General features: G+C 59.1%; 23 protein-coding genes and 1 pseudogene. 15 read left to right on the forward strand and 9 right to left on the reverse strand.

The window, feature by feature from the left end:
* Positions 1-115: 115 nt before the first annotated feature.
* The 4 genes from rpoH to ftsY all read right to left on the reverse strand — a co-directional run bounded on the left by rpoH (position 116) and on the right by ftsY (position 4,324).
* Positions 116-970: an RNA polymerase sigma factor RpoH gene (gene rpoH / locus NVV94_RS25240; protein ID WP_258444996.1), complete on the reverse strand. Its 855-nt coding sequence runs from the start codon at positions 968-970 to the stop codon at positions 116-118.
* Positions 971-1,083: 113 nt separating this feature from the next.
* Positions 1,084-2,112 (reverse strand): permease-like cell division protein FtsX, encoded by a 1,029-nt coding sequence (gene ftsX, locus NVV94_RS25245; protein WP_258444997.1) that lies wholly within the window; start codon positions 2,110-2,112, stop codon positions 1,084-1,086.
* On the reverse strand, positions 2,109-2,780 hold the full coding sequence (ftsE, locus tag NVV94_RS25250) for a cell division ATP-binding protein FtsE (RefSeq protein WP_258444998.1): 672 nt from the start codon (positions 2,778-2,780) through the stop codon (positions 2,109-2,111). Before ftsE ends, ftsX begins: the two co-directional genes overlap by 4 nt.
* Positions 2,777-4,324 carry a signal recognition particle-docking protein FtsY gene (gene ftsY / locus NVV94_RS25255; RefSeq protein ID WP_258444999.1) on the reverse strand — a complete coding sequence of 516 codons (1,548 nt, stop codon included), beginning with the start codon at positions 4,322-4,324 and terminating at the stop codon, positions 2,777-2,779. Before ftsY ends, ftsE begins: the two co-directional genes overlap by 4 nt.
* A gap of 231 nt (positions 4,325-4,555) precedes the next feature.
* On the opposite strand from ftsY, the gene NVV94_RS25260 reads away from it, so the two are divergent.
* From NVV94_RS25260 to NVV94_RS25285, 6 genes are all read left to right on the forward strand, one after another.
* Entirely contained in the window at positions 4,556-5,911 is a 1,356-nt protein-coding gene (locus NVV94_RS25260) for a pitrilysin family protein (protein ID WP_258445000.1), read from the forward strand.
* Positions 5,904-7,406 (forward strand): pitrilysin family protein, encoded by a 1,503-nt coding sequence (locus NVV94_RS25265; RefSeq protein WP_258445001.1) that lies wholly within the window; start codon positions 5,904-5,906, stop codon positions 7,404-7,406. The genes NVV94_RS25260 and NVV94_RS25265 overlap by 8 nt, the downstream gene beginning before the upstream one ends.
* The gene (rsmD, locus tag NVV94_RS25270) at positions 7,406-7,999 is read left to right on the forward strand and encodes a 16S rRNA (guanine(966)-N(2))-methyltransferase RsmD (protein WP_258445002.1); all 594 of its coding nucleotides are present in this window, start codon (positions 7,406-7,408) and stop codon (positions 7,997-7,999) included. The genes NVV94_RS25265 and rsmD overlap by 1 nt, the downstream gene beginning before the upstream one ends.
* Before the next feature lie 99 nt (positions 8,000-8,098).
* Positions 8,099-9,124, forward strand: coding sequence for a hydrolase (locus tag NVV94_RS25275; RefSeq protein WP_258445003.1), 1,026 nt, complete (start codon positions 8,099-8,101; stop codon positions 9,122-9,124).
* An 84-nt stretch (positions 9,125-9,208) separates the two neighbouring features.
* Positions 9,209-9,925: an AzlC family ABC transporter permease gene (locus NVV94_RS25280; protein WP_258445004.1), complete on the forward strand. Its 717-nt coding sequence runs from the start codon at positions 9,209-9,211 to the stop codon at positions 9,923-9,925.
* Positions 9,922-10,251, forward strand: coding sequence for an AzlD domain-containing protein (locus NVV94_RS25285; protein WP_258445005.1), 330 nt, complete (start codon positions 9,922-9,924; stop codon positions 10,249-10,251). Before NVV94_RS25280 ends, NVV94_RS25285 begins: the two co-directional genes overlap by 4 nt.
* 6 nt (positions 10,252-10,257) lie before the next feature.
* Here the strand turns inward: NVV94_RS25285 and NVV94_RS25290 are convergent, their stop codons facing one another.
* On the reverse strand, positions 10,258-11,118 hold the full coding sequence (locus NVV94_RS25290; RefSeq protein WP_258445006.1) for a sulfurtransferase: 861 nt from the start codon (positions 11,116-11,118) through the stop codon (positions 10,258-10,260).
* A gap of 56 nt (positions 11,119-11,174) precedes the next feature.
* A complete protein-coding gene (locus NVV94_RS25295) occupies positions 11,175-11,840 on the reverse strand; it encodes a TetR/AcrR family transcriptional regulator (protein ID WP_258445007.1) in 666 nt (221 codons plus the stop codon).
* A gap of 153 nt (positions 11,841-11,993) precedes the next feature.
* On the opposite strand from NVV94_RS25295, the gene NVV94_RS25300 reads away from it, so the two are divergent.
* The 4 genes and pseudogenes from NVV94_RS25300 to NVV94_RS25315 all read left to right on the forward strand — a co-directional run bounded on the left by NVV94_RS25300 (position 11,994) and on the right by NVV94_RS25315 (position 14,671).
* A complete protein-coding gene (locus NVV94_RS25300) occupies positions 11,994-13,430 on the forward strand; it encodes a coniferyl aldehyde dehydrogenase (protein WP_258445008.1) in 1,437 nt (478 codons plus the stop codon).
* Between the two features lie 28 nt (positions 13,431-13,458).
* Positions 13,459-13,716 (forward strand): annotated as a pseudogene (locus tag NVV94_RS25305) (GMC family oxidoreductase); the annotation flags it as partial.
* Positions 13,717-13,831: 115 nt separating this feature from the next.
* On the forward strand, positions 13,832-14,311 hold the full coding sequence (gene coaD / locus NVV94_RS25310; protein ID WP_258445009.1) for a pantetheine-phosphate adenylyltransferase: 480 nt from the start codon (positions 13,832-13,834) through the stop codon (positions 14,309-14,311).
* Between the two features lie 108 nt (positions 14,312-14,419).
* Positions 14,420-14,671 (forward strand): YfhL family 4Fe-4S dicluster ferredoxin, encoded by a 252-nt coding sequence (locus NVV94_RS25315; protein ID WP_054058398.1) that lies wholly within the window; start codon positions 14,420-14,422, stop codon positions 14,669-14,671.
* Between the two features lie 50 nt (positions 14,672-14,721).
* Here the strand turns inward: NVV94_RS25315 and NVV94_RS25320 are convergent, their stop codons facing one another.
* From NVV94_RS25320 to NVV94_RS25330, 3 genes are all read right to left on the reverse strand, one after another.
* The gene (locus NVV94_RS25320) at positions 14,722-14,934 is read right to left on the reverse strand and encodes a hypothetical protein (RefSeq protein ID WP_258445010.1); all 213 of its coding nucleotides are present in this window, start codon (positions 14,932-14,934) and stop codon (positions 14,722-14,724) included.
* Between the two features lie 111 nt (positions 14,935-15,045).
* A complete protein-coding gene (gene mutM, locus NVV94_RS25325; protein WP_258445011.1) occupies positions 15,046-15,858 on the reverse strand; it encodes a bifunctional DNA-formamidopyrimidine glycosylase/DNA-(apurinic or apyrimidinic site) lyase in 813 nt (270 codons plus the stop codon).
* Between the two features lie 6 nt (positions 15,859-15,864).
* Entirely contained in the window at positions 15,865-16,677 is an 813-nt protein-coding gene (locus NVV94_RS25330; RefSeq protein WP_258447821.1) for an HDOD domain-containing protein, read from the reverse strand.
* A gap of 188 nt (positions 16,678-16,865) precedes the next feature.
* Here NVV94_RS25330 and NVV94_RS25335 point away from each other — a divergent pair, with 188 nt between their 5' ends.
* The 5 genes from NVV94_RS25335 (at position 16,866) to NVV94_RS25355 (ending at position 22,587) form a co-directional block, all read left to right on the forward strand.
* Positions 16,866-17,405 carry a type 1 glutamine amidotransferase domain-containing protein gene (locus NVV94_RS25335; RefSeq protein WP_258445012.1) on the forward strand — a complete coding sequence of 180 codons (540 nt, stop codon included), beginning with the start codon at positions 16,866-16,868 and terminating at the stop codon, positions 17,403-17,405.
* A 77-nt stretch (positions 17,406-17,482) separates the two neighbouring features.
* Positions 17,483-18,679: a class I SAM-dependent rRNA methyltransferase gene (locus NVV94_RS25340; protein ID WP_258445013.1), complete on the forward strand. Its 1,197-nt coding sequence runs from the start codon at positions 17,483-17,485 to the stop codon at positions 18,677-18,679.
* Positions 18,680-19,323: 644 nt separating this feature from the next.
* Positions 19,324-20,349 carry a SagB/ThcOx family dehydrogenase gene (locus NVV94_RS25345; RefSeq protein WP_309304275.1) on the forward strand — a complete coding sequence of 342 codons (1,026 nt, stop codon included), beginning with the start codon at positions 19,324-19,326 and terminating at the stop codon, positions 20,347-20,349.
* 50 nt (positions 20,350-20,399) lie between these two features.
* Positions 20,400-21,374 (forward strand): diiron oxygenase, encoded by a 975-nt coding sequence (locus NVV94_RS25350; RefSeq protein ID WP_258445014.1) that lies wholly within the window; start codon positions 20,400-20,402, stop codon positions 21,372-21,374.
* Positions 21,367-22,587 (forward strand): Bcr/CflA family efflux MFS transporter, encoded by a 1,221-nt coding sequence (locus NVV94_RS25355; protein WP_258445015.1) that lies wholly within the window; start codon positions 21,367-21,369, stop codon positions 22,585-22,587. Before NVV94_RS25350 ends, NVV94_RS25355 begins: the two co-directional genes overlap by 8 nt.
* Positions 22,588-22,786 lie beyond the last annotated feature (199 nt).

The following is a 22,786-nucleotide window of genomic DNA, read 5'->3' on the forward strand; positions in this document are numbered from 1 at the left end:
TTCGTTCGCTGTGGTCAGCTCACGGCGGGACTTTCACCCACAAGATTGCGCCCATGCTGGGCGCACACAAAAAAGCCCCGATCAAATCGGGGCTTTTATTATAAGAACATCAAACTCAAGCAGCTATCGAAACCTTGAGTTTGTTCATCGCGTTCTTCTCCAGCTGGCGAATACGCTCTGCCGACACGTTGTACTTCTGCGCCAGGTCATGCAGCGTGGCCTTCTCTTCTGCCAGCCAGCGCTGATAGAGGATATCGCGGCTACGCTCGTCCAGCACTTCCAGCGCTTCATGCAGGTTGCTGGTGGAGTTGTCGCTCCAGTCCGCATCCTCCAGTTGACGCGCCGGATCGTAACGGTGGTCTTCGAGGTAGTTGACCGGCGACTGGAAGGCGCTGTCGTCATCGGCTTCGGCCGCAGGGTCGAAGGCCATGTCCTGACCGGTCAGGCGGCTTTCCATTTCGCGGACTTCACGCGGCTCCACACCCAGGCTTTCGGCCACGCGATGGACTTCTTCGTTGTTCAGCCAGGCCAGACGCTTCTTCTGGCTGCGCAGGTTGAAGAACAACTTGCGCTGGGCCTTGGTCGTGGCGACCTTGACGATGCGCCAGTTGCGCAGGATGAATTCGTGGATTTCCGCCTTGATCCAGTGCACGGCGAATGATACCAGGCGCACACCCATTTCCGGGTTGAAGCGCTTCACGGCCTTCATCAGGCCGACGTTACCTTCCTGGATCAGGTCAGCCTGAGCCAGCCCATAGCCGGAATAGCTACGGGCGATATGTACAACGAAACGCAGGTGGGCGAGCACCATCTGCCGAGCCGCCCCAAGATCCTGCTCATAGTAGAGACTCTCGGCCAGTTCACGCTCCTGCTCCGGAGTCAGCAACGGGATGCTGTTCACCGTGTGCACATAGGCCTCCAGGTTCGCACCCGGGACCAGAGCATATGCAGGTTGCAAAGAAGTGGTCATACGAAAAAACCTCCGACTCACCAAACTCGTGCATTTCAGCACTGCGAAATTGACCGGAAACCGGAAAACAAGTTCCCTAAAACGCTGAAAAGGTCAATACAAGCAAAAAGACATTATCGCGGTGCAAGCTCGCTTAAATGACGGGCGACCGCAATCCAAGCACCGATATACCCTAACAGGACCGCACCAAGCAAGAGCGACAGACCATCGGCCATCGGCACTCCTGCCAACGCGAAGTCGCTGCCGTACAGCTCGGAAAGCCCGACAACCGCGTCGTTCAGCCAGTCCAGCCCGAAAGCCAGCACGCCCCAGGAAAGTACGCCCGCGCCCAAGCCATAAAGCGCACCCATGTAGAGAAAAGGCCTACGCACGTAGCTATCAGTACCGCCCACCAGCTTGATCACCTCGATTTCCGTACGACGGTTCTCGATGTGCAGGCGAATAGTGTTACCAATTACGAGCAGAAGCGCTGAAACCAGCAAAACAGTCAGGCCGAAGACGAAACGGTCCCCCAGCTTCAAAATGGCCGCAAGACGCTCCACCCAGACCAGATCGAGCTGGGCCTGCTCAACCCGGGGCAACTCGGCCAGCCGCTGGCGCAACGTTTCAAGCGCCGCCTTGTCGACTTCGTCCGGGGTGACCACGACCACGCCAGGCAGTGGGTTTTCCGGCAATTCGCGCAAGGCCTCGCCCAGCCCGGATTGCTTCTGGAACTCATCGAGCGCCTGCTCACGGCTGACGTACTCGGCTTCTGCCACACCCGGCAGCGCCTTGATCTGGTCGCGCAAGGCTTCGCCATCACGGCTGCTGGTGTCCAGTTGCAGGTACAGCGAAATCTGCGCCGCACGCTGCCAGGAGCCGCCCAGACGCTCGACGTTACTGAGCAACAGCGACAAGCCCATGGGAAGGCTCAAGGCGATCGCCATCACCAGGCAGGTGAAGAAGCTGCCGATCGGTTGCTTGCCCAGCCGTCGCAGGCTGTCGAGCAGGCTCGAACGATGGCTTTCCAGCCAGGCATGCAACAGGGTGCTGAAATCCGGACCGTCATCCTCATCACGGATTTTCTTTTTCTTTTCCGGCTGCGGATCGGCCGCCTTTGGCGCTACCCGGTCGGAAACCTTCGGACTACGTGTGGCACTCATTGCGCGGCCTCCCCATCACCGATCAAGCGGCCGCGTTGCAGGGTCAGCATGCGATGGCGCATGCGCGCAATCAGAGCCAGGTCGTGACTGGCGATCAGTACGCTGGTGCCCAGGCGGTTGATATCTTCGAAAACACCCATGATTTCCGCAGCCAGGCGCGGATCGAGGTTGCCGGTCGGTTCATCGGCCAGCAAAAGTGCCGGGCGGTGAACGATGGCGCGGGCAATGCCGACACGCTGCTGCTGACCGGTCGACAGATCGCCCGGGTAAAGTTCGGCCTTGTCCGACAGGGCAACCCGCTCAAGCGCCGAATCCACCCGTTTGGCGATTTCGGGTTTGGACAGGCCGAGAATCTGCAACGGCAGGGCGACGTTATTGAACACCGTGCGGTCGAAGAGCAACTGGTGGTTCTGGAACACAACGCCGATCTGCCGACGCAGGAAGGGAATTTGCGCGTTGCTGATCTGTCCCAGATCCTGGCCGGCCAGCAGCAGCTTGCCGGTGGTCGGGCGCTCCATCGCCAGCAACAGGCGCAGCAAGGTACTTTTCCCGGCACCGGAGTGGCCGGTGACAAACAAGAACTCTCCCCGACGCACTCGAAAGCTCAGCTCATGCAAGCCGACGTGACCGTTCGGATAGCGTTTACCGACCTGTTCGAATCGAATCATGGGCGCTCCCGCTCGGCAAATAGTGCTTTGACGAAGTTATCCGCTTCAAAAGTCCGCAGGTCGTCAATACCTTCACCAACACCAATATAGCGAATCGGCAGATTGAACTGCTTGGCCAGGGCAAAAATTACCCCACCCTTGGCCGTACCATCGAGCTTGGTCAGGGCAAGGCCTGTCAATTCGACGGTCTGGTTGAATTGCTTGGCCTGGTTGATGGCGTTCTGACCGGTACCGGCATCGAGCACCAGCAGCACCTCATGCGGCGCATCGGCATCGAGCTTGCCGATCACTCGGCGAACCTTTTTCAGTTCTTCCATCAAATTGTCTTTGGTGTGCAGGCGACCGGCGGTATCGGCGATCAACACATCGATGCCGCGGGCCTTGGCCGCCTGTACGGCGTCAAAGATCACCGAAGCCGAATCGGCGCCGGTGTGCTGGGCGATCACCGGGATCTGGTTACGCTCGCCCCAGACCTGCAGCTGCTCGACAGCCGCGGCGCGGAAGGTGTCGCCGGCCGCCAGCATGACTTTCTTGCCTTCGAGTTGAAGCTTCTTGGCCAGTTTGCCGATGGTGGTGGTTTTCCCGGCACCGTTGACGCCGACTACCAGGATCACGAACGGCTTGTTCTCTGAATGGATCTTCAGCGGGCGCTCGACCGGCTTGAGCATGTCGGCCAGTTCGCCCTGCAACGACTTGTACAGCGCATCGGCGTCGGCCAGCTGCTTGCGGGCGACCTTCTGGGTCAGGCTCTGGACGATGACCGAAGTCGCATCGACGCCCACGTCGGCAGTGAGCAAGCGCGTTTCGATTTCATCGAGCAGGTCGTCATCGATAATCTTCTTGCCCAGGAACAGGCTGGCCATGCCTTCGCCAATGCTGGCGCTGGTTTTCGACAACCCCTGCTTGAGGCGGGCGAAGAAACCGACCTTGGACTCTTCGCCCGGCGCAGGCGCTGCGGTGGGTGCGGACAGTTCCGGGGCAGGGACAGGGACAGGGACAGGGACTTGTGCGACAGGTGCGACAGGTGCAGGTGCAGGTGCAGGTGCAGGTGCAGGCTCAGCGACACGGGCCACGGGCTCAACCAGCACCGGCGCGGGTTCGGGGGCGACCTGCGTTGGCTGCGGTGGCTGCGGTGGTTGCGGTGGTTGCGGTGGTTGCTGCGGATACTGCGGATACTGCGGTTGCTGCGGCGCAAACGAAACCACCGGTTCGTGGTTGTACTGAGGCCGCGACGGGATCGGCGGGGGCTGATGCGGCTCCAGGTTCGCGACCAGGGCCACCGGCTCCTCGGGCACTGGCAGAACCAGCCCGACGGGCGGTACGACTGGCGCAGGTGCAACCTCAGGCGTAACCTCGGCCGGGGTGCCGATGACCGTTTGTGGCGCAGCAGTCTGTACCGGGGCGATCGGCTCCGGTGCTGCGGGCGCAGGTGTCTGTGGCTGCTCGGCAACGGTTTCCTGCGTTTTTTTACGCAGCCATCCGAACAGGCTTTTCTTTTCTCCAGCCGGGGCCGGGGTCTTTTTGTCGTCGTTGGAACCAAACATGGAAGACGGCTATCTCAAGGTAGCGACGCGCCAATGCGGCGCCTCAGAAAATTCTAATAACGCAGAACAGACTATTTTTTGTCCGGCTCGTTCATGCGTAACATTTAGTAGAGATACCCAAGGGGCTCTCCTCAACCAGGCATGGTCGCCAGTTAACCGGATCAGTATCCTAGCACCTCCTCGCCCGCAGACGCTAAGACCACGCGGGCAGTCCTACAGGTTAAAAAACGAATGAATGCTCTAGCCCGCCGCGCCGCTGGCCTGTTGCTCAGCACTGTTTGTCTGCCGTTTGCAGTCTTTGCCGCCGATCCTCAACCCACCCACGAGTTCATCCTCGACAATGGCCTGAAGGTTGTCGTGCGTGAAGATCACCGTGCGCCGGTAGTGGTTTCCCAGGTCTGGTACAAGGTTGGCTCCAGCTACGAGACGCCGGGGCAGACCGGTTTGTCCCACGCCCTGGAGCACATGATGTTCAAGGGCAGCGAGAAGATAGGCCCGGGCGAAGCCTCGCGCATCCTTCGCGATCTTGGCGCCGAAGAGAACGCCTTCACCAGCGACGACTACACCGGCTATTACCAGGTGCTGGCCCGCGACCGCCTGGGCGTCGCCCTGGAGCTGGAAGCCGACCGCATGGCCAGCCTGCGCCTGCCGGCCGATGAGTTCAGTCGCGAAATCGAAGTCATCAAGGAAGAGCGCCGCCTGCGTACCGACGACAATCCCAGCTCCAAGGCCTACGAACTGTTCAAGGCCATGGCCTACCCGGCCAGCGGCTATCACACCCCGACCATCGGCTGGATGGCCGACCTCGAGCGCATGAAAGTCGAAGAGCTGCGCCACTGGTATCAATCCTGGTACGTGCCGAACAATGCCACCCTGGTGGTGGTTGGCGATGTCACCCCGGAGGAAGTGAAAGCCCTCGCCCAGCGCTATTTCGGCGCCATTCCCAAGCGCCCGACGCCGGCCGCGAAGTTGCCGCTGGAGCTGGCAAAACCCGGCCTGCGCCAGCTGACCCTGCGCGTACGCACGCAACTGCCCAGCGTGATCTACGGCTTCAACGTGCCTAGCCTCGCCACGGCCAAGGACCCGCGCCAGGTGCACGCCCTGCGCCTGATCGCAGCCTTGCTCGATGGCGGCTACAGTGCCCGTTTCGCCACCCGGTTGGAGCGCGACCAGGAACTGGTCTCCGGCGCCTCGGCCAGCTACAACGCCTTCACCCGCGGCGACAGCCTGTTCACGCTCTCGGCAACGCCCAACACCCAGAAAAACAAGACCCTGGATGAAGTCGAAAAAGGCTTCTGGCAATTGCTCGAAGAACTGAAAAGCGCCCCGCCTTCGGCCGAGGAACTGGAGCGCGTGCGCGCCCAGGTCATCGCCGGGCTGGTCTATGACCGCGACTCGATCAGCAGCCAGGCGACCACTATCGGCCAGCTGGAAACCGTCGGCCTGTCGTGGAAACTCATCGACCACGAGCTGGACGAGCTGAAAAGCGTGACCCCGGCCGACATCCAGAAGGCCGCCAGCACCTTCTTCACCCGCGAACGTCTCAGTATCGCCCATGTATTGCCCGAGGAAACAGCTCATGAGTGAGCGTAATACGCCCCGCTACGCCTTGATCGGCCTGGGCATCCTGCTACTGGTCGTGTTGCTCGGGGTATTCGTCGCCCGCCCGATGCTGTCCGGGAATACCGCAAAAGCAGACGCGGGTACCGCCGCAGCCAGGTCGGCCAATACGCTTCAGTCACTGGCTGAACTGGACGGCAGGGCACCGAGCCGCCGACACCTGAACATCCAGACCTGGAGCACCGCCGAAGGCGCCAAGGTGCTGTTCGTCGAAGCACGCGAGCTACCGATGTTCGACCTGCGCCTGACCTTCGCCGCCGGCAGCAGCCAGGACGAAGATGCGCCTGGCCTGGCCACCCTGACCAACGCCATGCTCAACGAAGGCGTGGCCGGCAAGGATGTCAGCGCGATCGCCGCGGGTTTTGAAGGGCTGGGCGCGGATTTTGGCAACGGTGCCTACCGCGACATGGCCGTCGCCTCCCTGCGCAGCCTGAGCGCCGTGGACAAGCGTGAACCCGCCCTGTCGCTGTTCGCTGAGGTTGTCGGCAAACCGACCTTCCCGGCCGACGCGATGACCCGCATCAAAAACCAGTTGCTGGCCGGTTTCGAGTACCAGAAACAGAATCCCGGCAAACTGGCGGGCCTTGAGCTGTTCAAGCGCCTGTACGGAACACACCCGTATGCCCACTCCAGCGACGGCGATGCGCAAAGCATTCCGGGTATCACCCTGGAGCAGCTGCGCGCTTTCCACGGCAAGGCCTACGCCGCCGGTAATGCGGTCATCGCCCTGGTCGGCGACCTGTCCCGCGCTGAAGCCCAAAGCATCGCCGCGCAGGTTTCCTCCGTACTGCCCAAAGGCCCGGCCCTGGCCAAGGTCGCAGAGCCGACCGAACCCAAGCCCGGTGTCAACCATATCGACTTCCCGTCCAAGCAGACTCACTTGATGCTCGCGCAACTGGGCATCGCGCGTAACGATCCTGACTGGGCCGCACTATCGCTGGGCAACCAGATCCTGGGCGGTGGCAGCTTCGGCACGCGACTGATGAGCGAAGTCAGAGAAAAACGCGGCCTGACCTATGGCGTTTACTCGGGCTTCAGCCCCATGCAGGCCCGCGGCCCGTTCATGATCAACCTGCAGACCCGTGCCGAACTCAGCGATGGCACCCTGCAGCTGGTCCAGGACCTGCTGCGCGATTACCTCAAGAGCGGCCCGACCCAGCAGGAACTGGACGACGCCAAGCGCGAGCTGACCGGCAGCTTCCCGCTGTCCAATGCCAGCAATGCGAGCATCGTCGGCCAACTGGGCGCCATTGGTTTCTATAATCTGCCGTTGAGCTATCTGGAAGACTTCATGGAACAGTCCCAGAACCTGACCGTCGAGCAAGTCAGAAGCGCAATGAACAAGCATCTGACCGCCGACAAAATGGTGATCGTCACGGCCGGGCCAACGGTGGCGCAGAAGCCGTTGCCGCCACCCACAGACAAACCTGCCGAGCAACCGCTCGGCGTCCCGGAGCATTGATGGCCAGTCCAACCGCAAAACCGAACAAGACCCATGGCGGCCAGGGCCAGCTGCGCATTATCGGCGGCGAGTGGCGCAGCCGCCGCCTGACCTTTCCCGACGGCCCCGGGCTGCGGCCAACCCCGGACCGGGTCCGCGAGACGCTGTTCAACTGGCTTGCGCCCTATGTCGCAGGGGCAAAAGTGCTCGACGCCTTCGCCGGCAGCGGGGCTTTGTATCTGGAGGCCTTGTCTCGCGGCGCGGTAACGGCCGTGGCGCTGGACAGCAATCCGGTCGCCATCGCCAGCCTGAAGCAGAACCTGGAAACCCTTCGCTGCGCCAATGGCCAGGTCCTGCAGAGCGACGCCCTGCGCTACCTGAACAATCCTGCATCGACCGCCTTTGATCTGGTGTTCCTCGATCCGCCCTTCCACCAGAACCTGCTGGTAGAAACCTGCGCGCTGCTCGAAGAATGCCAGTGGCTGGCCGAAAACGCCTGGATCTACACCGAAAGCGAAACCGCCCCATCCTCCCTGCAGCTTCCGCCCAACTGGCGCCTGCATCGTGAGAAGAAGGCGGGTCAGGTGTATTACGCACTTTGGCAGCGGAGCTGAAAGGCTCGCTGCCAAGTGCAGCAAAGACCTGAGCAAGCCGACGTGACAAGCACCCGTTCCCGGCCCAGACTCTTACAAGAACGACCTGTTGCCGGAATCATGACCACCGACGCCACCAAGCGCGCCCAGCGCGCCAGTCCACCCGCCGTGTTCACCCCCGGCTGGGGACTGGCCAATCCTCACCTGCAAACGCTATGGGGACCGCTCTGCCGAAAAAAGGTCATCTTGCAGCATCAGCGTGAACGGATCTGGCTCACGGACGGTGATTTTCTCGACCTCGACTGGCATGGCCCGCATCAGGCCAACGCACCACTGGTGCTGGTCCTGCACGGACTGACCGGTTCCTCCGCTTCGCACTATGTCAGTGGATTGCAGGCCGCGCTGTCGCGCCAGGGCTGGGCCAGCGTCGCGTTGAACTGGCGCGGGTGCTCGGGCGAGCCGAATCTGCTGCCACGCAGCTACCACTCCGGCGCCAGCGAAGACCTGGCCGAAGCCATCGACCACCTACGGGCTACCCGCCCGCAGGCACCACTGTATGCCGTGGGTTATTCACTGGGCGGCAATGTCCTGCTCAAGCACCTGGGCGAGGTCGGCTCGGCCAGCCAGTTGCAGGCAGCGGTCGCGGTTTCGGTGCCGTTTCGCCTGGACCAATGCGCCGACCGTATCGGCATGGGCTTTTCGCGGATTTACCAGGCGCATTTCATGCGCGAGATGCTCGCCTATGTCAAAGACAAGCAACGACGCTTCCAGCACGAAGGGCACAGCGAGGGGCTGGCCGCCCTGAGCCGGCTGGGGCCGTTGAAAAACATGCGGACATTCTGGGAGTTCGACGGCCGCGTCACCGCTCCGCTCAATGGTTTTGCCGATGCCCATGATTATTATCGCCGTGCTTCAAGCCGCTACTACCTGGGCGAGAACAAGACGCGGACGCTGATCATCCAGTCCACCGACGATCCTTTCGTGTTCGCCCATAGCGTTCCCGGTGCAAACGAACTGCCCGCCAGCACCCACCTGGAACTGCACGCCAAGGGCGGGCATGTGGGCTTTGTCGAGGGTTCATTGAGTAAACCGGGTTATTACCTGGAACGCCGAATCCCCCAATGGCTGGACGGTGCAAGCGGATGAATGGCGGCGAACGTAAACCTGCACAAAGTCGTTCAAGACAGCCTTGAGCCGAGTGACTAACATGCGCCTCTCAAGGAGAGTCTCATGTCCCGTCAACAACTGTATTCCCGAGGCGTACGCGACAGCTCGGCGATGGCCGTGGGCATTATCCCGTTCGGCCTGATCTTCGGCACCCTGGCGGGCGCCGCCCACTTGTCACTGTGGCAGGCCGTCGGCATGTCACTGTTCGTCTATGCCGGTTCCGCCCAGTTCATCGTCATCAGCCTGTTCGGCGCAGGCGCCAGCACCGTGGTCATCCTGCTGACGACCTTTATCGTCAACCTGCGTCACGTGCTCTACAGCGCCACGCTGCAACCCCATGTCAGCCAGTTGCCGCAGCGCTGGCGCGTGCTGCTGGCCTTCTGGCTGACCGATGAAACCTTTGCCGTGGTCCAGCGCTTCTATCTGGTGCATGGCGACAAGCCGTTGGCCCATTGGTATTGGCTGGGCGTGACGACTTCGCTGTATCTGTGCTGGGTATCCAGCTCGCTGGTGGGAGTGCTGTTCGGCCAGGCCGTGCCGGATCTGGCCAGCTGGGGGCTGGAGTTCGCCATGCTGGCGACGTTCATCGGTATCGTCGTGCCCTTGCTGCGCAACTACCCACAGATCGCCGCCGCGCTGGTCGCCGGCGCTGTCGCCCTGGCTACCCATGCCCTACCCTACAAACTGGGCTTGATGGCGGCGGCCTTCAGCGGCATCGCTACGGGGGTAGTGCTGGAACGACGCCAGCTCGGAAAACAGGCCCGCGGGGTGCACTCATGAGTTACTGGTGGCTGATCCTGGGCATGACCGCGATCACCTTCGCCCTGCGCTACAGCTTGTTCGCCTTTCCGCAACTGCGCTTTGCCCCGGTGGTCCGCCAGGGCCTGCACTATGTGCCGACCTCCGTACTGACCGCCATCGTGGTGCCCGGCATGCTTGTGCCCGATGGCGAACACTGGGCCTTGAGCTTCGACAACGCCTACCTGACGGCAGGCCTGGCAACCATCGCCATCGCCGCCGTGACCCGCCATTTGCTGGCGACCATCGGCGGCGGTTTGCTGGTGTTCTTCCTGCTGCGCTGGGCGCTGGGCCAGCTACCGCTCTGACCCGGTTCAGCCCTGGTCGCCGGTGGCAACCTCACGCTGCGGGTTGGTGATCCACTCACTCCAGGAACCCGCGTACAAGTGGGCCAGGGGGTAGCCGGCCAGGGACATTGCGAACAGGTTGTGGCACGCCGTCACCCCGGAACCGCAATATGACACGGCATCACTGGGCGAGCGCTCGCCCAGCTTGGCAGCGAAACGCTGCTTGAGCTGCTCGGCAGGCAGGAAGCGCCCGTCGGTGCCAAGGTTTTCGGTGAAGGCTGCGCATTGAGCGCCAGGGATATGGCCAGCGACCGGGTCGATCGGCTCGACTTCACCGCGAAAGCGCGGCAGAGCGCGTGCGTCGAGCAAGGTCAAGCAAGGATCGCCCAGTCGCTCATGCAGGTGTTGCGCGGTGATCAGCATGTGTGGATCCGGTTTGCCACTGAAATGTCCCACCTCCGTGGGTGCCGGGTCCAGGCTCAGCGGCAGGCCCGCGGCATGCCAGGCCTTGAGCCCGCCATTGAGCAGGTAGACGCCGTTGCGCTTGCCCAGCCAGGCCAGCAACCACCAGGCACGGGCGGCAAACGCGCCAGGACCGTCGTCGTACAGCACCACTTCACTGTCGGCATTGATGCCCCAGTTCTGCAGGCGCTCGATCAGCCGCCCCGGTGGCGGCAGCGGATGGCGACCGGTTACGCCCTTGACCACGTGCCCACTGAGGTCGCGCTCGAGGTCCGCGAAGTGGGCTCCGGCAATATGCCCCTCGGCATAACTGCGCCGGCCGTATTCGATATCTTCCAGGGCAAAACGACAATCCAGAATGACCAGCCCCGGCTCTTCGAGACGAGCATAGAGCTGCTGGGGTTCTATCAGTTGCGCAATGGGCATGGCAGCCTCCCGAGTCAATGACAATCAGTGAACACTGCACGCACGACCTGGGCGGCTTACTGCTCCAGGGCGCGGTTCAGTGGGACATAAAGCTCTTCGCACAAGGCATCGACAGCCGCCCGGGCCTGGCCGGTGACGAAGCCCAATTCCAGTACCAGCACCTGATAGACACCACGCTTGATCGCCTCTTCGCTCAAGTGCGCGGAGTTTTCCCGCGTGGTGCAGAGAAAGCGCACCCAGGACGTCAGGATGATCCAGGCATTGAGCGTGAGCGATTCGATCTGGACCGGGTCCATGTTCAGGATATTCGCGTCAACGAAGCCACGGTAAATCGCCTGCCCCTGAATCAGGCAACGCTGGGAGAAGCGCCGGTAGCGCTCGGCCAACTCCGCATCGTTGTCGAGCAGGTGTTCCAGGTCCCGGTGCAGGAAACGGTAGTTCCACATCGCCGCCAGCAGCTCCTTCAGATAGAAGCGCTTGTCTTCGACGGTCGCCAGGCGTCCTTGCGGCGGGCGCAAGAAGCTGTCGACCAGGCTCTCGTACTCGCTGAACAGGACCGCGATGATCTCTTGCTTGTTGGCAAAATGGTAATACAGGTTGCCGGGCGAGATCTCCATATGCGCGGCGATATGGTTGGTACTGACGCTACGCTCACCTTGCTGGTTAAACAGTTCGAGGCTGTTTTGCACGATGCGCTCGCGGGTTTTTATTCGCGGGGCCATGATCGATTCCAGGGCATGAGCTTGAATTGATGCTGTCATCTTACGGTTTATGCGCCGATGAATGCATCGGCCTTTTACGTAAAAGACTCGCACATCCAGATTACTAGAGTATATGCTCTATTTCAAGATCAATCCTTCGCCGTGGAGCCCGTCATGACTGCCGATGTCGCTTACCTTCAAGGGTCGCAATCCTCGCTCAGCGAACTTGAGCAACTGTTTGCGGCTCAACGCCAGGCCTTTGCGGCGAATCCCATGCCCACGGCCGCGCAGCGCCGCCAGTGGCTCAAGACCTTGCATGAGCTACTGATCAATGAACAAACAGCCCTGATCAAGGCCATCAGCCGCGATTTCAGCCAACGCAGCGCCGACGAAACCCTGTTGGCGGAACTGATGCCCAGCGTGCAGGGGATCCATTACGCCAGCAAGCACCTCAAGGGCTGGATGAAAGCCTCGCGGCGCAAGGTCGGCCTGGCCTTCCAGCCCGCTGCAGCCAAGGTGGTCTATCAGCCATTGGGTGTTGTCGGGGTCATCGTGCCGTGGAACTACCCGCTGTTCCTGGCCATGGGGCCATTGACCGGCGCCCTGGCGGCCGGCAACCGGGTCATGCTCAAGCTCAGCGAGGCGACACCGGCGACCGGGCAATTGCTCAAGACCCTGCTCGAACGTGTATTCCCTCAGGATCTGATTACAGTAGTGCTCGGCGAGGCCGACGTCGGCGTGGCGTTCTCGAAACTGCCATTCGACCATCTGCTGTTCACCGGCGCTACCAGCGTTGGCCGACATGTCATGCGCGCCGCGGCAGAGAACCTGACACCGGTCACCCTCGAGCTGGGCGGCAAGTCGCCTGCGATCGTATCGACAGATGTACCGTTGAAGGACGCTGCCGAACGGATCGCCTTCGGCAAGACCCTCAACGCCGGTCAGACCTGCGTCGCCCCCGATTATGTGCTGGTGCCGCAAGAGCGCGTCGAAGGCTTCGTCGAGGCCTACCGCCAGGTGGTGAACGATTTCTACCCCAACCTGGCGAACAACCCGGATTACACCGCGATCATCAACGAACGGCACCTGGCCCGGCTCGATGGCTACCTGGACGACGCCCGGCGCAAAGGCGCCAAGATCATCGACCTGTACCCACAGGAACAACGCCAGGGCCGCGCCATGAAGCCGCACCTGCTGCTCGACGTGAACGACGATATGCGGGTCATGCAGGATGAAATTTTCGGTCCGCTGTTGCCGATCGTGCCCTACAGCCAGATCGAAGAAGCCTTCGACTACATCAACCAGCGTCCTCGGCCACTGGCGCTGTATTACTTCGGCTATGACAAGGCCGAGCAGCAGCGGGTACTCGACCACACCCATTCCGGCGGTGCCTGCATGAACGATACGCTGCTGCATGTGGCACAGGACGACCTGCCGTTCGGCGGCATCGGTGCCTCGGGGATGGGCCACTATCACGGCCATGAAGGGTTCCTGACCTTCAGCAAGGCCAAGAGCGTATTGATCAAACAGCGCTTCAATGCCGCACGCCTGATCTATCCACCCTATGGCAAAGCCCTGAAAAAGCTGGTGTTCAAGCTGTTCATTCGCTAATCAGAGATCGACCCTGGCGCAAGCGCAGCAGATGATCGACAACCTGAGCCTGGAGCTGTACCGCACTCGCCTGGGCAGCGCCCATGTCATGGGCGGTTGCGCCATGGGCGAGGACCCGAATCGGGCGGTGACCGACAGCCTCGGCCGCCACCACCAACTGCAAAATCTGTCGATCCATGACGGCTCGTTGTTCCCGACCAGCATCGGCGCCAACCCGCAGTTGTCGGTCTATGGCTTGAGCGCGCAACTGGCCACGGCCCTGGCACAAAGGCTGCGTACAGCCTGATGACAAGGATTGTTCGCCTTGTCTATAGTCCGATCTACCGTATCGCGCGACTTGGCCGACCGTTCATGCTGCGATACCATCCGAATCCCCAACGCACTCCCGCCAGGACGACGCGATGAACCGAGTGTTGTACCCAGGTACCTTCGACCCTATTACCAAGGGCCATGGCGATCTGGTCGAACGCGCCTCGCGCCTGTTCGACCACGTGATCATTGCGGTCGCCGCCAGCCCGAAGAAAAACCCGCTTTTCCCTCTGGAACAGCGTGTAGAACTGGCTCGCGAGGTCACCAAGCACCTGCCCAATGTCGAAGTGGTCGGCTTTTCCACGCTGCTTGCACATTTCGCCAAGGAGCAGAATGCCAATGTGTTCCTGCGTGGCCTGCGCGCCGTCTCCGACTTCGAGTACGAGTTTCAACTGGCCAACATGAACCGCCAGCTGGCACCGGACGTCGAAAGCCTGTTCCTGACGCCGTCGGAGCGTTACTCGTTCATTTCCTCGACGTTGGTCCGCGAAATAGCGGCATTGGGCGGCGATATCACCAAATTCGTCCACCCTATCGTGGCCGATGCCCTGACCGAGCGCTTCAAGCGCTGACATCCGACGCATGAAAGCCGCGCCCGCGTGCACTGCGGGCGCTAATGCGGCACAATTGTACGCATTAGTTTTCATATGCCTGGGCCTTGAACCCTGGCCGGAGTCCCCATGTCCCTGATCATCACCGACGACTGCATCAACTGCGACGTCTGCGAACCCGAGTGCCCGAACGCTGCCATCTCCCAGGGCGAAGAGATCTACGTGATCGACCCTAACCTTTGCACCCAATGCGTCGGCCACTACGACGAGCCGCAATGCCAGCAGGTATGCCCGGTCGACTGCATCCCACTCGATGAAGCCCATCCGGAAACTCAAGAAGAGCTGATGGCCAAATACCGGAAAATCACCGGCAAGGCATAAGCCCAGATCCAGGGAAGGAGCGTTGGATGCGCCAGGCGTTGAGCTTTCGTTCACTGCTGCCTGGTCTCCTGCTGGCGCTGTGCACCGTCGCTGCCCAGGCACAGACGCCCGGGCAGGTCGCCGAGCATGGCGTAGGCGGGAGGATTCTGGAGCTGGTAGGCGGGATCGCCACTGCCGCTTTGGGCGACGTCGGCCTGCACAGGCAAGAGCTGCAGGCTCACACACAAAGCCATGATGATCGAGAGCGTGCGTAACGGGTTCATGCAGGATCCTTCTGCCGATAGCGTGAAACAGTGTCGTTTCACTCTATCAGCTCAGGGCCGTTTGTCAGGCTCGCGGCGGTGTGGCGCCGCTACCGGATGTGTCGGCCAGGACTATTTCTGGCAGCGCGGGCAATACACGCTGGCGCGCTGGCCCAGTTTGACTTCACGCAAGGTACTGCCACAAACCTTGCACATTTCCTCACCACGCCCGTAGACGAACAGTTCCTGCTGGAAATACCCGGGCTGACCATCGCCGCCGATAAAGTCGCGCAAGGTGGTGCCGCCACGCTCGATGGCATGGGCCAGGATGCGCTTGATCTCGACCGCCAGCTTAAGGTAGCGCGCACGGGAAATGCTCCCCGCCTCGCGACGCGGATCGATACCGGCGGCAAACAGGGCTTCGGTCGCATAAATATTGCCGACACCGACCACCACCGCGTTATCCATGATGAACGGCTTGACCGCCATGACCCGCCCCCGCGAAAGCTGGAACAGACGCTCGCCATCGAACAGCTCGGTCAACGGCTCCGGCCCGAGCTTGAGCAACAGTTCATGATGGAGCGGGTCGAGGCTCCAGAGCATCGCGCCGAAACGCCGGGGGTCGGTGTAGCGCAGGGCCAGGCCGGACTCCAGTTCAATATCCACATGCTCGTGCTTGAGTGCCGGCAACCCCACCTCGACCAGCCGCAGATTGCCGGACATGCCCAGGTGGCTGATCAACGTGCCTACCTCGGCATTGATCAACAGGTATTTGGCCCGACGCTCCACGCTGACGATGCGCTGCCCGGACAGGCGCACATCGAGGTCTTCCGGGATCGGCCAGCGCAGGCGCCGGTCACGGACGATCACGCGATTGACGCGCTGGCCTTCGAGATAGGGCGCAATGCCGCGCCGCGTGGTTTCGACTTCTGGTAATTCAGGCATGGGAAATCAGTGGCTACCCGATTCTTGGATGGTTGCCTTGAGGTTCTCGAAGTCGTAGTCCGACAGACCGACGTAATCGAGCACCCAATGGCCAATGCTGTTCCACTCATGGTCATCGGTCTGGTTGCCGAGTACCCGGTAGGAGGAACCAATGTGCTCCGCCATCTTCAGGATCGCCAGCAGATTTTTCAGCTGGCCGTTAGCCGTGGTCTCGTCGCTGAAAATCGCCTTGGCATTGTGGTGATTGGCGATGGCGTTGCTCAGGTGTTCAGGCAGGCGCCACGACTTGGCCGTGTAATAGCCGACAACCGCATGGTTGGTACTGAACAGCTGGTTTTCGGTATCCACTACTCGCTTGTCCGGGCCGGCATCGGCGTATGCCTTTTCCAGCACACTCATGTAATCGGGAAAGCGCTTGAGCATCAGCGGCACGCCGCAATCGTGGAACAAGCCCAGCGCATAGGCTTCGTCGACGGCCTGAAAGCCGATGTGCCTGGCCAGGGTCAGGCAGGTCATTGCCACATCCTGAGCCGTATCCCAAAAGCGGTTGAGGGTAACGATGGTCTCGTCGGTCATCTCGCCCTTGATCGACTGGGCGTTGATCAGGTTGATGATCGAGCCACTACCGAGCAGGTTCACCGCGCGCTGTATCGACGTGATCTTGTTGCCCAAGCCGTAGCCGGGCGAGTTGACGAGCTTCAACAAGGCCCCGGAAAGCCCCGGATCCTGCGAGATCAAGCGGGCGATCACCTCCAGATCAGGGTCGGGCATGTATTGCTCCATCTGCAGATCCACCATGATCTGCGGTTGAGGCGGCACACTGATGCCTTGCAAAGCCTGCTGAATCTGTTCGGCGGAAAGCGCTTGGGACATGACGGGACACTCGGGGCTGAACGGCGATTTTAACCCTGCAAGGGGCGGATCGGACAATAACTATGCCCTGTGCAAGGAACTTTATCGTCCTGCCGGGTCCGACTATGCAAATGTTTGTTAATGTGGAGACCCCCATGACCCAACCATTGAACGGCAAACGCGTTGCCATTCTGGTCACAGATGGCTTCGAGCAAGTGGAATTGACGGGGCCCAAGGCGGCCCTGGAAAAAAGCGGTGTCAAAGTCGACATCCTTTCCCAGAACGCCGGCAAGGTCAAAGGCTGGAATCACGACAAACCGGCCGACGATTTCAATGTCGACAAGACCTTTGAAGCCGCGAACATCGATGAATACGACGCGATCGTTCTGCCTGGCGGCGTGCAGAACTCCGACACGATCCGCTGCATCCCGGCTGCACAGGAACTGATCAAGGCGCACAACTCCGAAGGCAAGCCCATCGCGGTGATCTGCCATGGCGGCTGGCTGCTGGTGTCTGCTGGCCTGGTCAAGGGCAAGACCATGACCAGCTATAAAACCCTCAAGGATGACATTACCAATGCCGGGGGGTTCTGGGTCGACCAGGAAGTCGTCACCGACGGCAACCTGATCAGCAGCCGAAAGCCCGCTGACATTCCGGCCTTCAGCAAGCAACTGATCGAAGCCATGGGCGGCTGAACCTGCTATTTGTCGTCGGCCGGGCCGGCAACCCGGCTGACGCGCTATAATCTCGCTCTTTTTTCCGGAGCGACTTCATGTCCCTGCCCAGCCTTCGCCTCAAAGCCAATGCCGATCGCCGCCTGCGCGCTGGTCACCTGTGGGTCTACAGTAACGAGATCGACGTAGCCGCCACCCCACTGCATGGCTTCAAGGCTGGCGACCAGGCGGTGCTCGAAGCCGCCGGCGGCAAGCCGCTGGGCATCGTCGCCATGAGCCCGAACAACCTGATCTGCGCACGCCTGCTGTCGCGCGACATCAAAGTGCCACTGGACAAGTCGCTGCTGGTTCACCGCCTCAACGTCGCCCTGTCACTGCGCGAGCGCCTGTTCGACAAGCCGTACTATCGGCTGGTCTTTGGTGATTCCGACCTGCTGCCGGGCCTGGTCGTCGACCGCTTCGGCGACATTCTCGTGGTGCAACTGGCGTCGGCCACCATGGAGCAACACCGCGATGACGTGCTGGCTGCCCTGATCCAGGTGCTCAAGCCCAGCGGCATCCTGTTCAAGAACGACTCCGCCGCGCGCGATGCCGAAGGCCTCAATCGCTACGTCGAGACCGCCTTCGGCCTGGTGCCGGAGTGGGTCGCACTCGAAGAAAACGGCGTGAAGTTCGAAGCGCCGGTCATGGAAGGCCAGAAGACCGGCTGGTTCTACGACCACCGCATGAACCGCGCGCGCCTGGCGCCCTACGTCAAGGGCAAGCGGGTACTCGACCTGTTCAGCTACATCGGTGGCTGGGGTGTGCAGGCCGGTGCCTTCGGCGCCAGCGAAGTCTTCTGCGTCGACGCCTCGGCTTTCGCCCTCGACGGCGTGGAGCGCAACGCCGCGCTGAACGGCTTCGCCGAGAAAGTCACCTGCGTCGAAGGTGATGTGTTCGAAGCCTTGAAGGAACTCAAAGCCGCCGAAGAGCGCTTCGACGTGATCGTCGCCGACCCGCCCGCCTTCATCAAGCGCAAGAAAGACCTGAAAAACGGCGAAGCTGCCTACCGCCGCCTGAACGAACAAGCCATGCGCCTGCTCAGCAAGGACGGCATCCTGGTCAGCGCATCCTGCTCGATGCACCTGCCCGAAGACGACCTGCAGAACATTCTGCTGACCAGCGCCCGCCACCTGGACCGCAACATCCAGCTGCTCGAACGCGGCGGCCAGGGCCCGGACCATCCGGTGCACCCGGCGATTCCAGAGACTCGCTATATCAAGAGCATTACCTGCCGGTTGTTGCCCAACAGCTAAGAGCGAAGGCCCTTCGGGCCTGACGCAGCCTTCGGCAGCTGTTACAGGCCCATACCCCCCGACCTCTGTAGCAGCTGCCGCCAGGCTGTCGCCGAAGAAGCCTTAACACATGCCTCGGCACTTCTAGGCTACGCAGAAGCCACAGCCTGGGAAGCGGCCGACAGTTTGAGCTTGAATGACAAGGCTCTGGTGCTGGGAACGATCCAGCAGATCGAAATAGTTCGCGCCTTGATCGACTCGTTGCTTGAGGGGCCCGAAAGAACTCCCCTGACTGAATCAAGAATTTCCAATCCCCTCTCGCGTTAATAAATCTCGCGATGAGTGGACACAAACGAGCAGATCAGCAAGCAACATTCAACACTATCCAGTCCTGCTCAACAGCATCCACTCCCGGAAATATCCTACATGACGCCAGGAAATTTCCACCTGTACAGCTAATTGTTGCAGACTATTCTTCAGTGGCCACTACAACAGTGGCAATCAAAACTAAAACTGAGGAATCAAAAATGAAAACCATCATTATGGAATCCAAAAAAATCGCCAACCTGCACTGCTTGGTGCGTTCTAAATAAGCATTGAAAAATAGATGAGCTGGGAGTGCCGGCTACCAGCCCATCTTAACAGTCTGATCAAAGAGGCTTTCAATGCACATAAATCCCTTTCTATTTATCCTTCCACGCTCACCCGCAACGATCCTATGGGATTATAAAAACCATCAGCAATTCGAGTTAACCCCCCGTTATCAAAATCGCTTTTTCAGGCTCGTAAAGGACATTTCAATCTTCGATGACACAAATGAAATCGATGCGGCTCTCTTGAAATACGGCGTACTTATTAAAGATACGGGGCGTTACACTGACTGGGGCTGGGACATCCTGTCAAAAATATATCACATAGGCACTAAGGACATCCCATACGAAAACACCCCCATCGACGAAAATGAATGGGCAACACACTACCTTGCACACTGCGACGAAGTTCTTTCGACTAGCGTGCCTTGCGAAAACTTCGATACAATTCAATCACCCCTACTAAAATTGCCTCTGCCGTCAAACTCTCTTTGCCATTTGAACCTTACAGACGCACTGACGCAAAGAGCTACCCGCAGGGTCTTCCTCAACAGGCCAGTGACTCTGGAAAATATAAGTACATTGCTGTACTTTTCATTGGGCTACCTGAAAGAAAGAAACCAAAGCGGAAACCATCTACTACCAGCGGACTTGTGTTTGCGTCGTAGTAGCCCTTCGGGCGGTGGTTTAAACTCAGCGGAAGGTTACCTGTATGCGCGCAACGTCGAGGGACTCAAACCCGGTGTCTATTACTACAACCCCAAGTCTCACGCTTTAAGTCTTCTGAACTGCTCAAATCAGGTTCATCTCGGAGAGCTACTCTCAGGGCAGCATTTTAGCAACAATCTTCCATTCGGAATATTTCTGACCTCCAGATTTGACAAAATGTGGTGGAAGTACGAGCACTCTCGTGCTTACCGAATGGCCTTGATAGAAGTTGGCCATATTTCTCAGACATTTCAGCTAGTAGCCACTGCTCTGGGGCTTAGCACTTGGCTAACAGGAGCAATAAACGAAAGCAGTGTTGAAAAAATCATCCCTCTGCCCAACCCATCCGAACAATTGCTTTTTTTTCGTAGCTGCCGGATACAGCAATGGTGAAATTATTTCCGAAAAGCTCAAGTCCCTCCTAAAAACACAAGAGCAGTGCCATGAAGACACATAAACATAATGTTTCTGCGGACCAGCGGCAGACTTTACCATCCACGTTAGGTGACTGGGATCAGAGCTCCTCGGTGCGCTCACGCCCCAACGCATACGATATTCATGCACTGACCGATGCCGAAATCATGAAAAAAGATTGGTTCCCGCCTGCCATGCTCACTTATTTACAGCATCCTTTTTTCAAAAGCGCCGACCCCGACAGCATCCGGAAGCTACTTGCCAGTCACCTGGTCTATTTTTTGGATTACACCACCATCCTTGAGCACAAAATAGTCAATCGGGCCGTTGAAATAGTCGTACATGACTCACTCGGTATAATACCGCCCTTAGAAATGAGAGCGGCAGGACTTCAGCTTTACACCGATGAAGGTTACCACGCGCTCTTCTCTGATCAACTCGCCGAGCAAGTGGCTAAGCGCTATGCATACAAGCGCTTTATTTCATCTCCTGCACGAATTGACGCTATTTTTGAGCTCATCAACACCGTCGACGCGAAAAACATTGATCTCGTTTACTTTCTCGCAGGTTTCGTTTCCGAAACCATCATAGCCAAGGAACTTTCATCCATCACCAACGACCAACTGGTCACACCTGTCTATATGATGTTCCGCGATCACTTATACGACGAAGCGAAGCACTGTCGTTATTTTACAATAGTCTTCATGCACTTCTGGCAGAACATGACAAGCGAGCAAAGAGATTTTACAGCGCTTACGCTTCCAAAAATAATAAAAATATATTTTAAAACAGACATCCCCTGGCTAGAAAAAAGTCTTTTAATTGCCGGTGTACCTGTAGGCGTAACCACAGAAATCCTGGGACACTTAAGCGACAACAAAATTACTTCCAAGGCCATACAAAGCGGAGCCACATCAACAATTTTGGCCATCAAAAAGTCTGGGATGTTGGACAGCAACCACTATAGAAATATTTTTATCGCGGAAGGAATCATCGATGAATGAAAACTCCCTCGAAATGAGAACGTCGAAAACCTGCACCTTGAAATTCTTTGCACTAGCATTGCTTCTTATGATGTCACTACTCGGTGTATTTCCACTTGACGTAATACTGCCCTCATTCCCCGCAATTTCCGCGCACTTCAGCACGCCCCTACCAAACATCGCCCTCTCCGTCAGCCTGTTTGCAATTGGCGTCTCGCTATCCCAGTTGATTCTGGGACCTATTTCGGATGCCATAGGTCGCAAAGGTCTGTTGTTGACGGGCTTGATCGTCTCAATTCTTGGCGCAATTGGCTGTATTTATGCCTCGACGTTCTCTTTCTTTGTCCTTTCAAGATTCTTGCAAGCCATAGGCTGCGGCTGCTTCGTTCTGACGCACGCATTGGTCCAGGATATGTTCAACGACCAAGAGAGAACCCAAGTACGGATTTTACTCACCACCGCCAGCGGCATTTTTATCTCGACGTCGCCATTGGCAGGCGCCTATTTACAACAAGTGCTCAACTGGCAAGGGAGCTTCTACATTTTCATAGCTATCGCCGCCATCATTTTTGCTATGGCCTATTTGTTTCTGAACAGTCCATTACCGAAAAAAACAAATAGCAAATGTAATCCGCTCAACTCCTACAAAACCATTGCTACGAATAAGTACTTTTTAGCTTACTCACTCCTATCAGCCATTGCCTTCTCCTGTCACTTTTCATTCATCGTCATTTCACCCATCTTGCTGATAAAGCACCTCGGATTGTCCCAGTACGAATTCTCCCTGGCACTGTTGATCTATGGGGCCGCTTACGTCGTAGGTGGCATCTGCGCCGGTTTGCTCCACCGCCACATCAAGTCCACGGCACAAATCATCATTGGCTTGAGCTTGATCAACGTTGCCGGTGTTGTCGTGCTTGCTCTTAACACCCTTCTTCATCTGTCGCTGATCACCATTTTACTGCCGATGATCATCTGCACAGTCGGCACTACCATCGTCCGCCCAGCTGCAACCTCCGGCGCCATGGACATATTTCCCCATAACGCGGGCGCGGCCGCGTCCCTGAGCAACACAATCCTGTTCATTTTCGGCGGAATTATCAGTGCAGTGGTCACCATTGCGAGCGACAACCTGGATCAAAATCTAGGGGTTGGATTGACCATTCTGGGCCTGGCCGGATTGCTCCTGACTTTTCGCATACTGTCCGGAAACAGCGACATTCCGCGCTCCTGATCGGCAGCACCATTCCTTCCCGCCTCCAGCCGTGTAGAATCGGCCCCATTCATCGCCAATCATCCCCCGGCGGGTTTATGAGCTCTGGCCGAGCGCGCGGCGATCCCGTAGCGTCACCGGCTTCATCCGCACCCGCGAGCACCTGTCGCCCGTGCAAAGGACAAGAGAAGCTCACTCCCTTACGAATACTGATTAGCCG

The sequence above is a fragment of the Pseudomonas sp. LS1212 genome, from assembly GCF_024741815.1.
In the GTDB taxonomy this organism is placed as follows: domain Bacteria; phylum Pseudomonadota; class Gammaproteobacteria; order Pseudomonadales; family Pseudomonadaceae; genus Aquipseudomonas.

Excerpts from the sequence above, each read along its gene's own strand:
- rpoH (WP_258444996.1), bottom strand. The coding sequence starts at position 970 with ATGACCACTTCTTTGCAACCTGCATATGCTCTGGTCCCGGGTGCGAAC.
- ftsX (WP_258444997.1), bottom strand. The coding sequence starts at position 2,112 with ATGAGTGCCACACGTAGTCCGAAGGTTTCCGACCGGGTAGCGCCAAAG.
- ftsE (WP_258444998.1), bottom strand. The coding sequence starts at position 2,780 with ATGATTCGATTCGAACAGGTCGGTAAACGCTATCCGAACGGTCACGTC.
- ftsY (WP_258444999.1), bottom strand. The coding sequence starts at position 4,324 with ATGTTTGGTTCCAACGACGACAAAAAGACCCCGGCCCCGGCTGGAGAA.
- NVV94_RS25260 (WP_258445000.1), top strand. The coding sequence starts at position 4,556 with ATGAATGCTCTAGCCCGCCGCGCCGCTGGCCTGTTGCTCAGCACTGTT.
- NVV94_RS25265 (WP_258445001.1), top strand. The coding sequence starts at position 5,904 with ATGAGTGAGCGTAATACGCCCCGCTACGCCTTGATCGGCCTGGGCATC.
- rsmD (WP_258445002.1), top strand. The coding sequence starts at position 7,406 with ATGGCCAGTCCAACCGCAAAACCGAACAAGACCCATGGCGGCCAGGGC.
- NVV94_RS25275 (WP_258445003.1), top strand. The coding sequence starts at position 8,099 with ATGACCACCGACGCCACCAAGCGCGCCCAGCGCGCCAGTCCACCCGCC.
- NVV94_RS25280 (WP_258445004.1), top strand. The coding sequence starts at position 9,209 with ATGTCCCGTCAACAACTGTATTCCCGAGGCGTACGCGACAGCTCGGCG.
- NVV94_RS25285 (WP_258445005.1), top strand. The coding sequence starts at position 9,922 with ATGAGTTACTGGTGGCTGATCCTGGGCATGACCGCGATCACCTTCGCC.
- NVV94_RS25290 (WP_258445006.1), bottom strand. The coding sequence starts at position 11,118 with ATGCCCATTGCGCAACTGATAGAACCCCAGCAGCTCTATGCTCGTCTC.
- NVV94_RS25295 (WP_258445007.1), bottom strand. The coding sequence starts at position 11,840 with ATGGCCCCGCGAATAAAAACCCGCGAGCGCATCGTGCAAAACAGCCTC.
- NVV94_RS25300 (WP_258445008.1), top strand. The coding sequence starts at position 11,994 with ATGACTGCCGATGTCGCTTACCTTCAAGGGTCGCAATCCTCGCTCAGC.
- coaD (WP_258445009.1), top strand. The coding sequence starts at position 13,832 with ATGAACCGAGTGTTGTACCCAGGTACCTTCGACCCTATTACCAAGGGC.
- NVV94_RS25315 (WP_054058398.1), top strand. The coding sequence starts at position 14,420 with ATGTCCCTGATCATCACCGACGACTGCATCAACTGCGACGTCTGCGAA.
- NVV94_RS25320 (WP_258445010.1), bottom strand. The coding sequence starts at position 14,934 with ATGAACCCGTTACGCACGCTCTCGATCATCATGGCTTTGTGTGTGAGC.
- mutM (WP_258445011.1), bottom strand. The coding sequence starts at position 15,858 with ATGCCTGAATTACCAGAAGTCGAAACCACGCGGCGCGGCATTGCGCCC.
- NVV94_RS25335 (WP_258445012.1), top strand. The coding sequence starts at position 16,866 with ATGACCCAACCATTGAACGGCAAACGCGTTGCCATTCTGGTCACAGAT.
- NVV94_RS25340 (WP_258445013.1), top strand. The coding sequence starts at position 17,483 with ATGTCCCTGCCCAGCCTTCGCCTCAAAGCCAATGCCGATCGCCGCCTG.
- NVV94_RS25345 (WP_309304275.1), top strand. The coding sequence starts at position 19,324 with ATGCACATAAATCCCTTTCTATTTATCCTTCCACGCTCACCCGCAACG.
- NVV94_RS25350 (WP_258445014.1), top strand. The coding sequence starts at position 20,400 with ATGAAGACACATAAACATAATGTTTCTGCGGACCAGCGGCAGACTTTA.
- NVV94_RS25355 (WP_258445015.1), top strand. The coding sequence starts at position 21,367 with ATGAATGAAAACTCCCTCGAAATGAGAACGTCGAAAACCTGCACCTTG.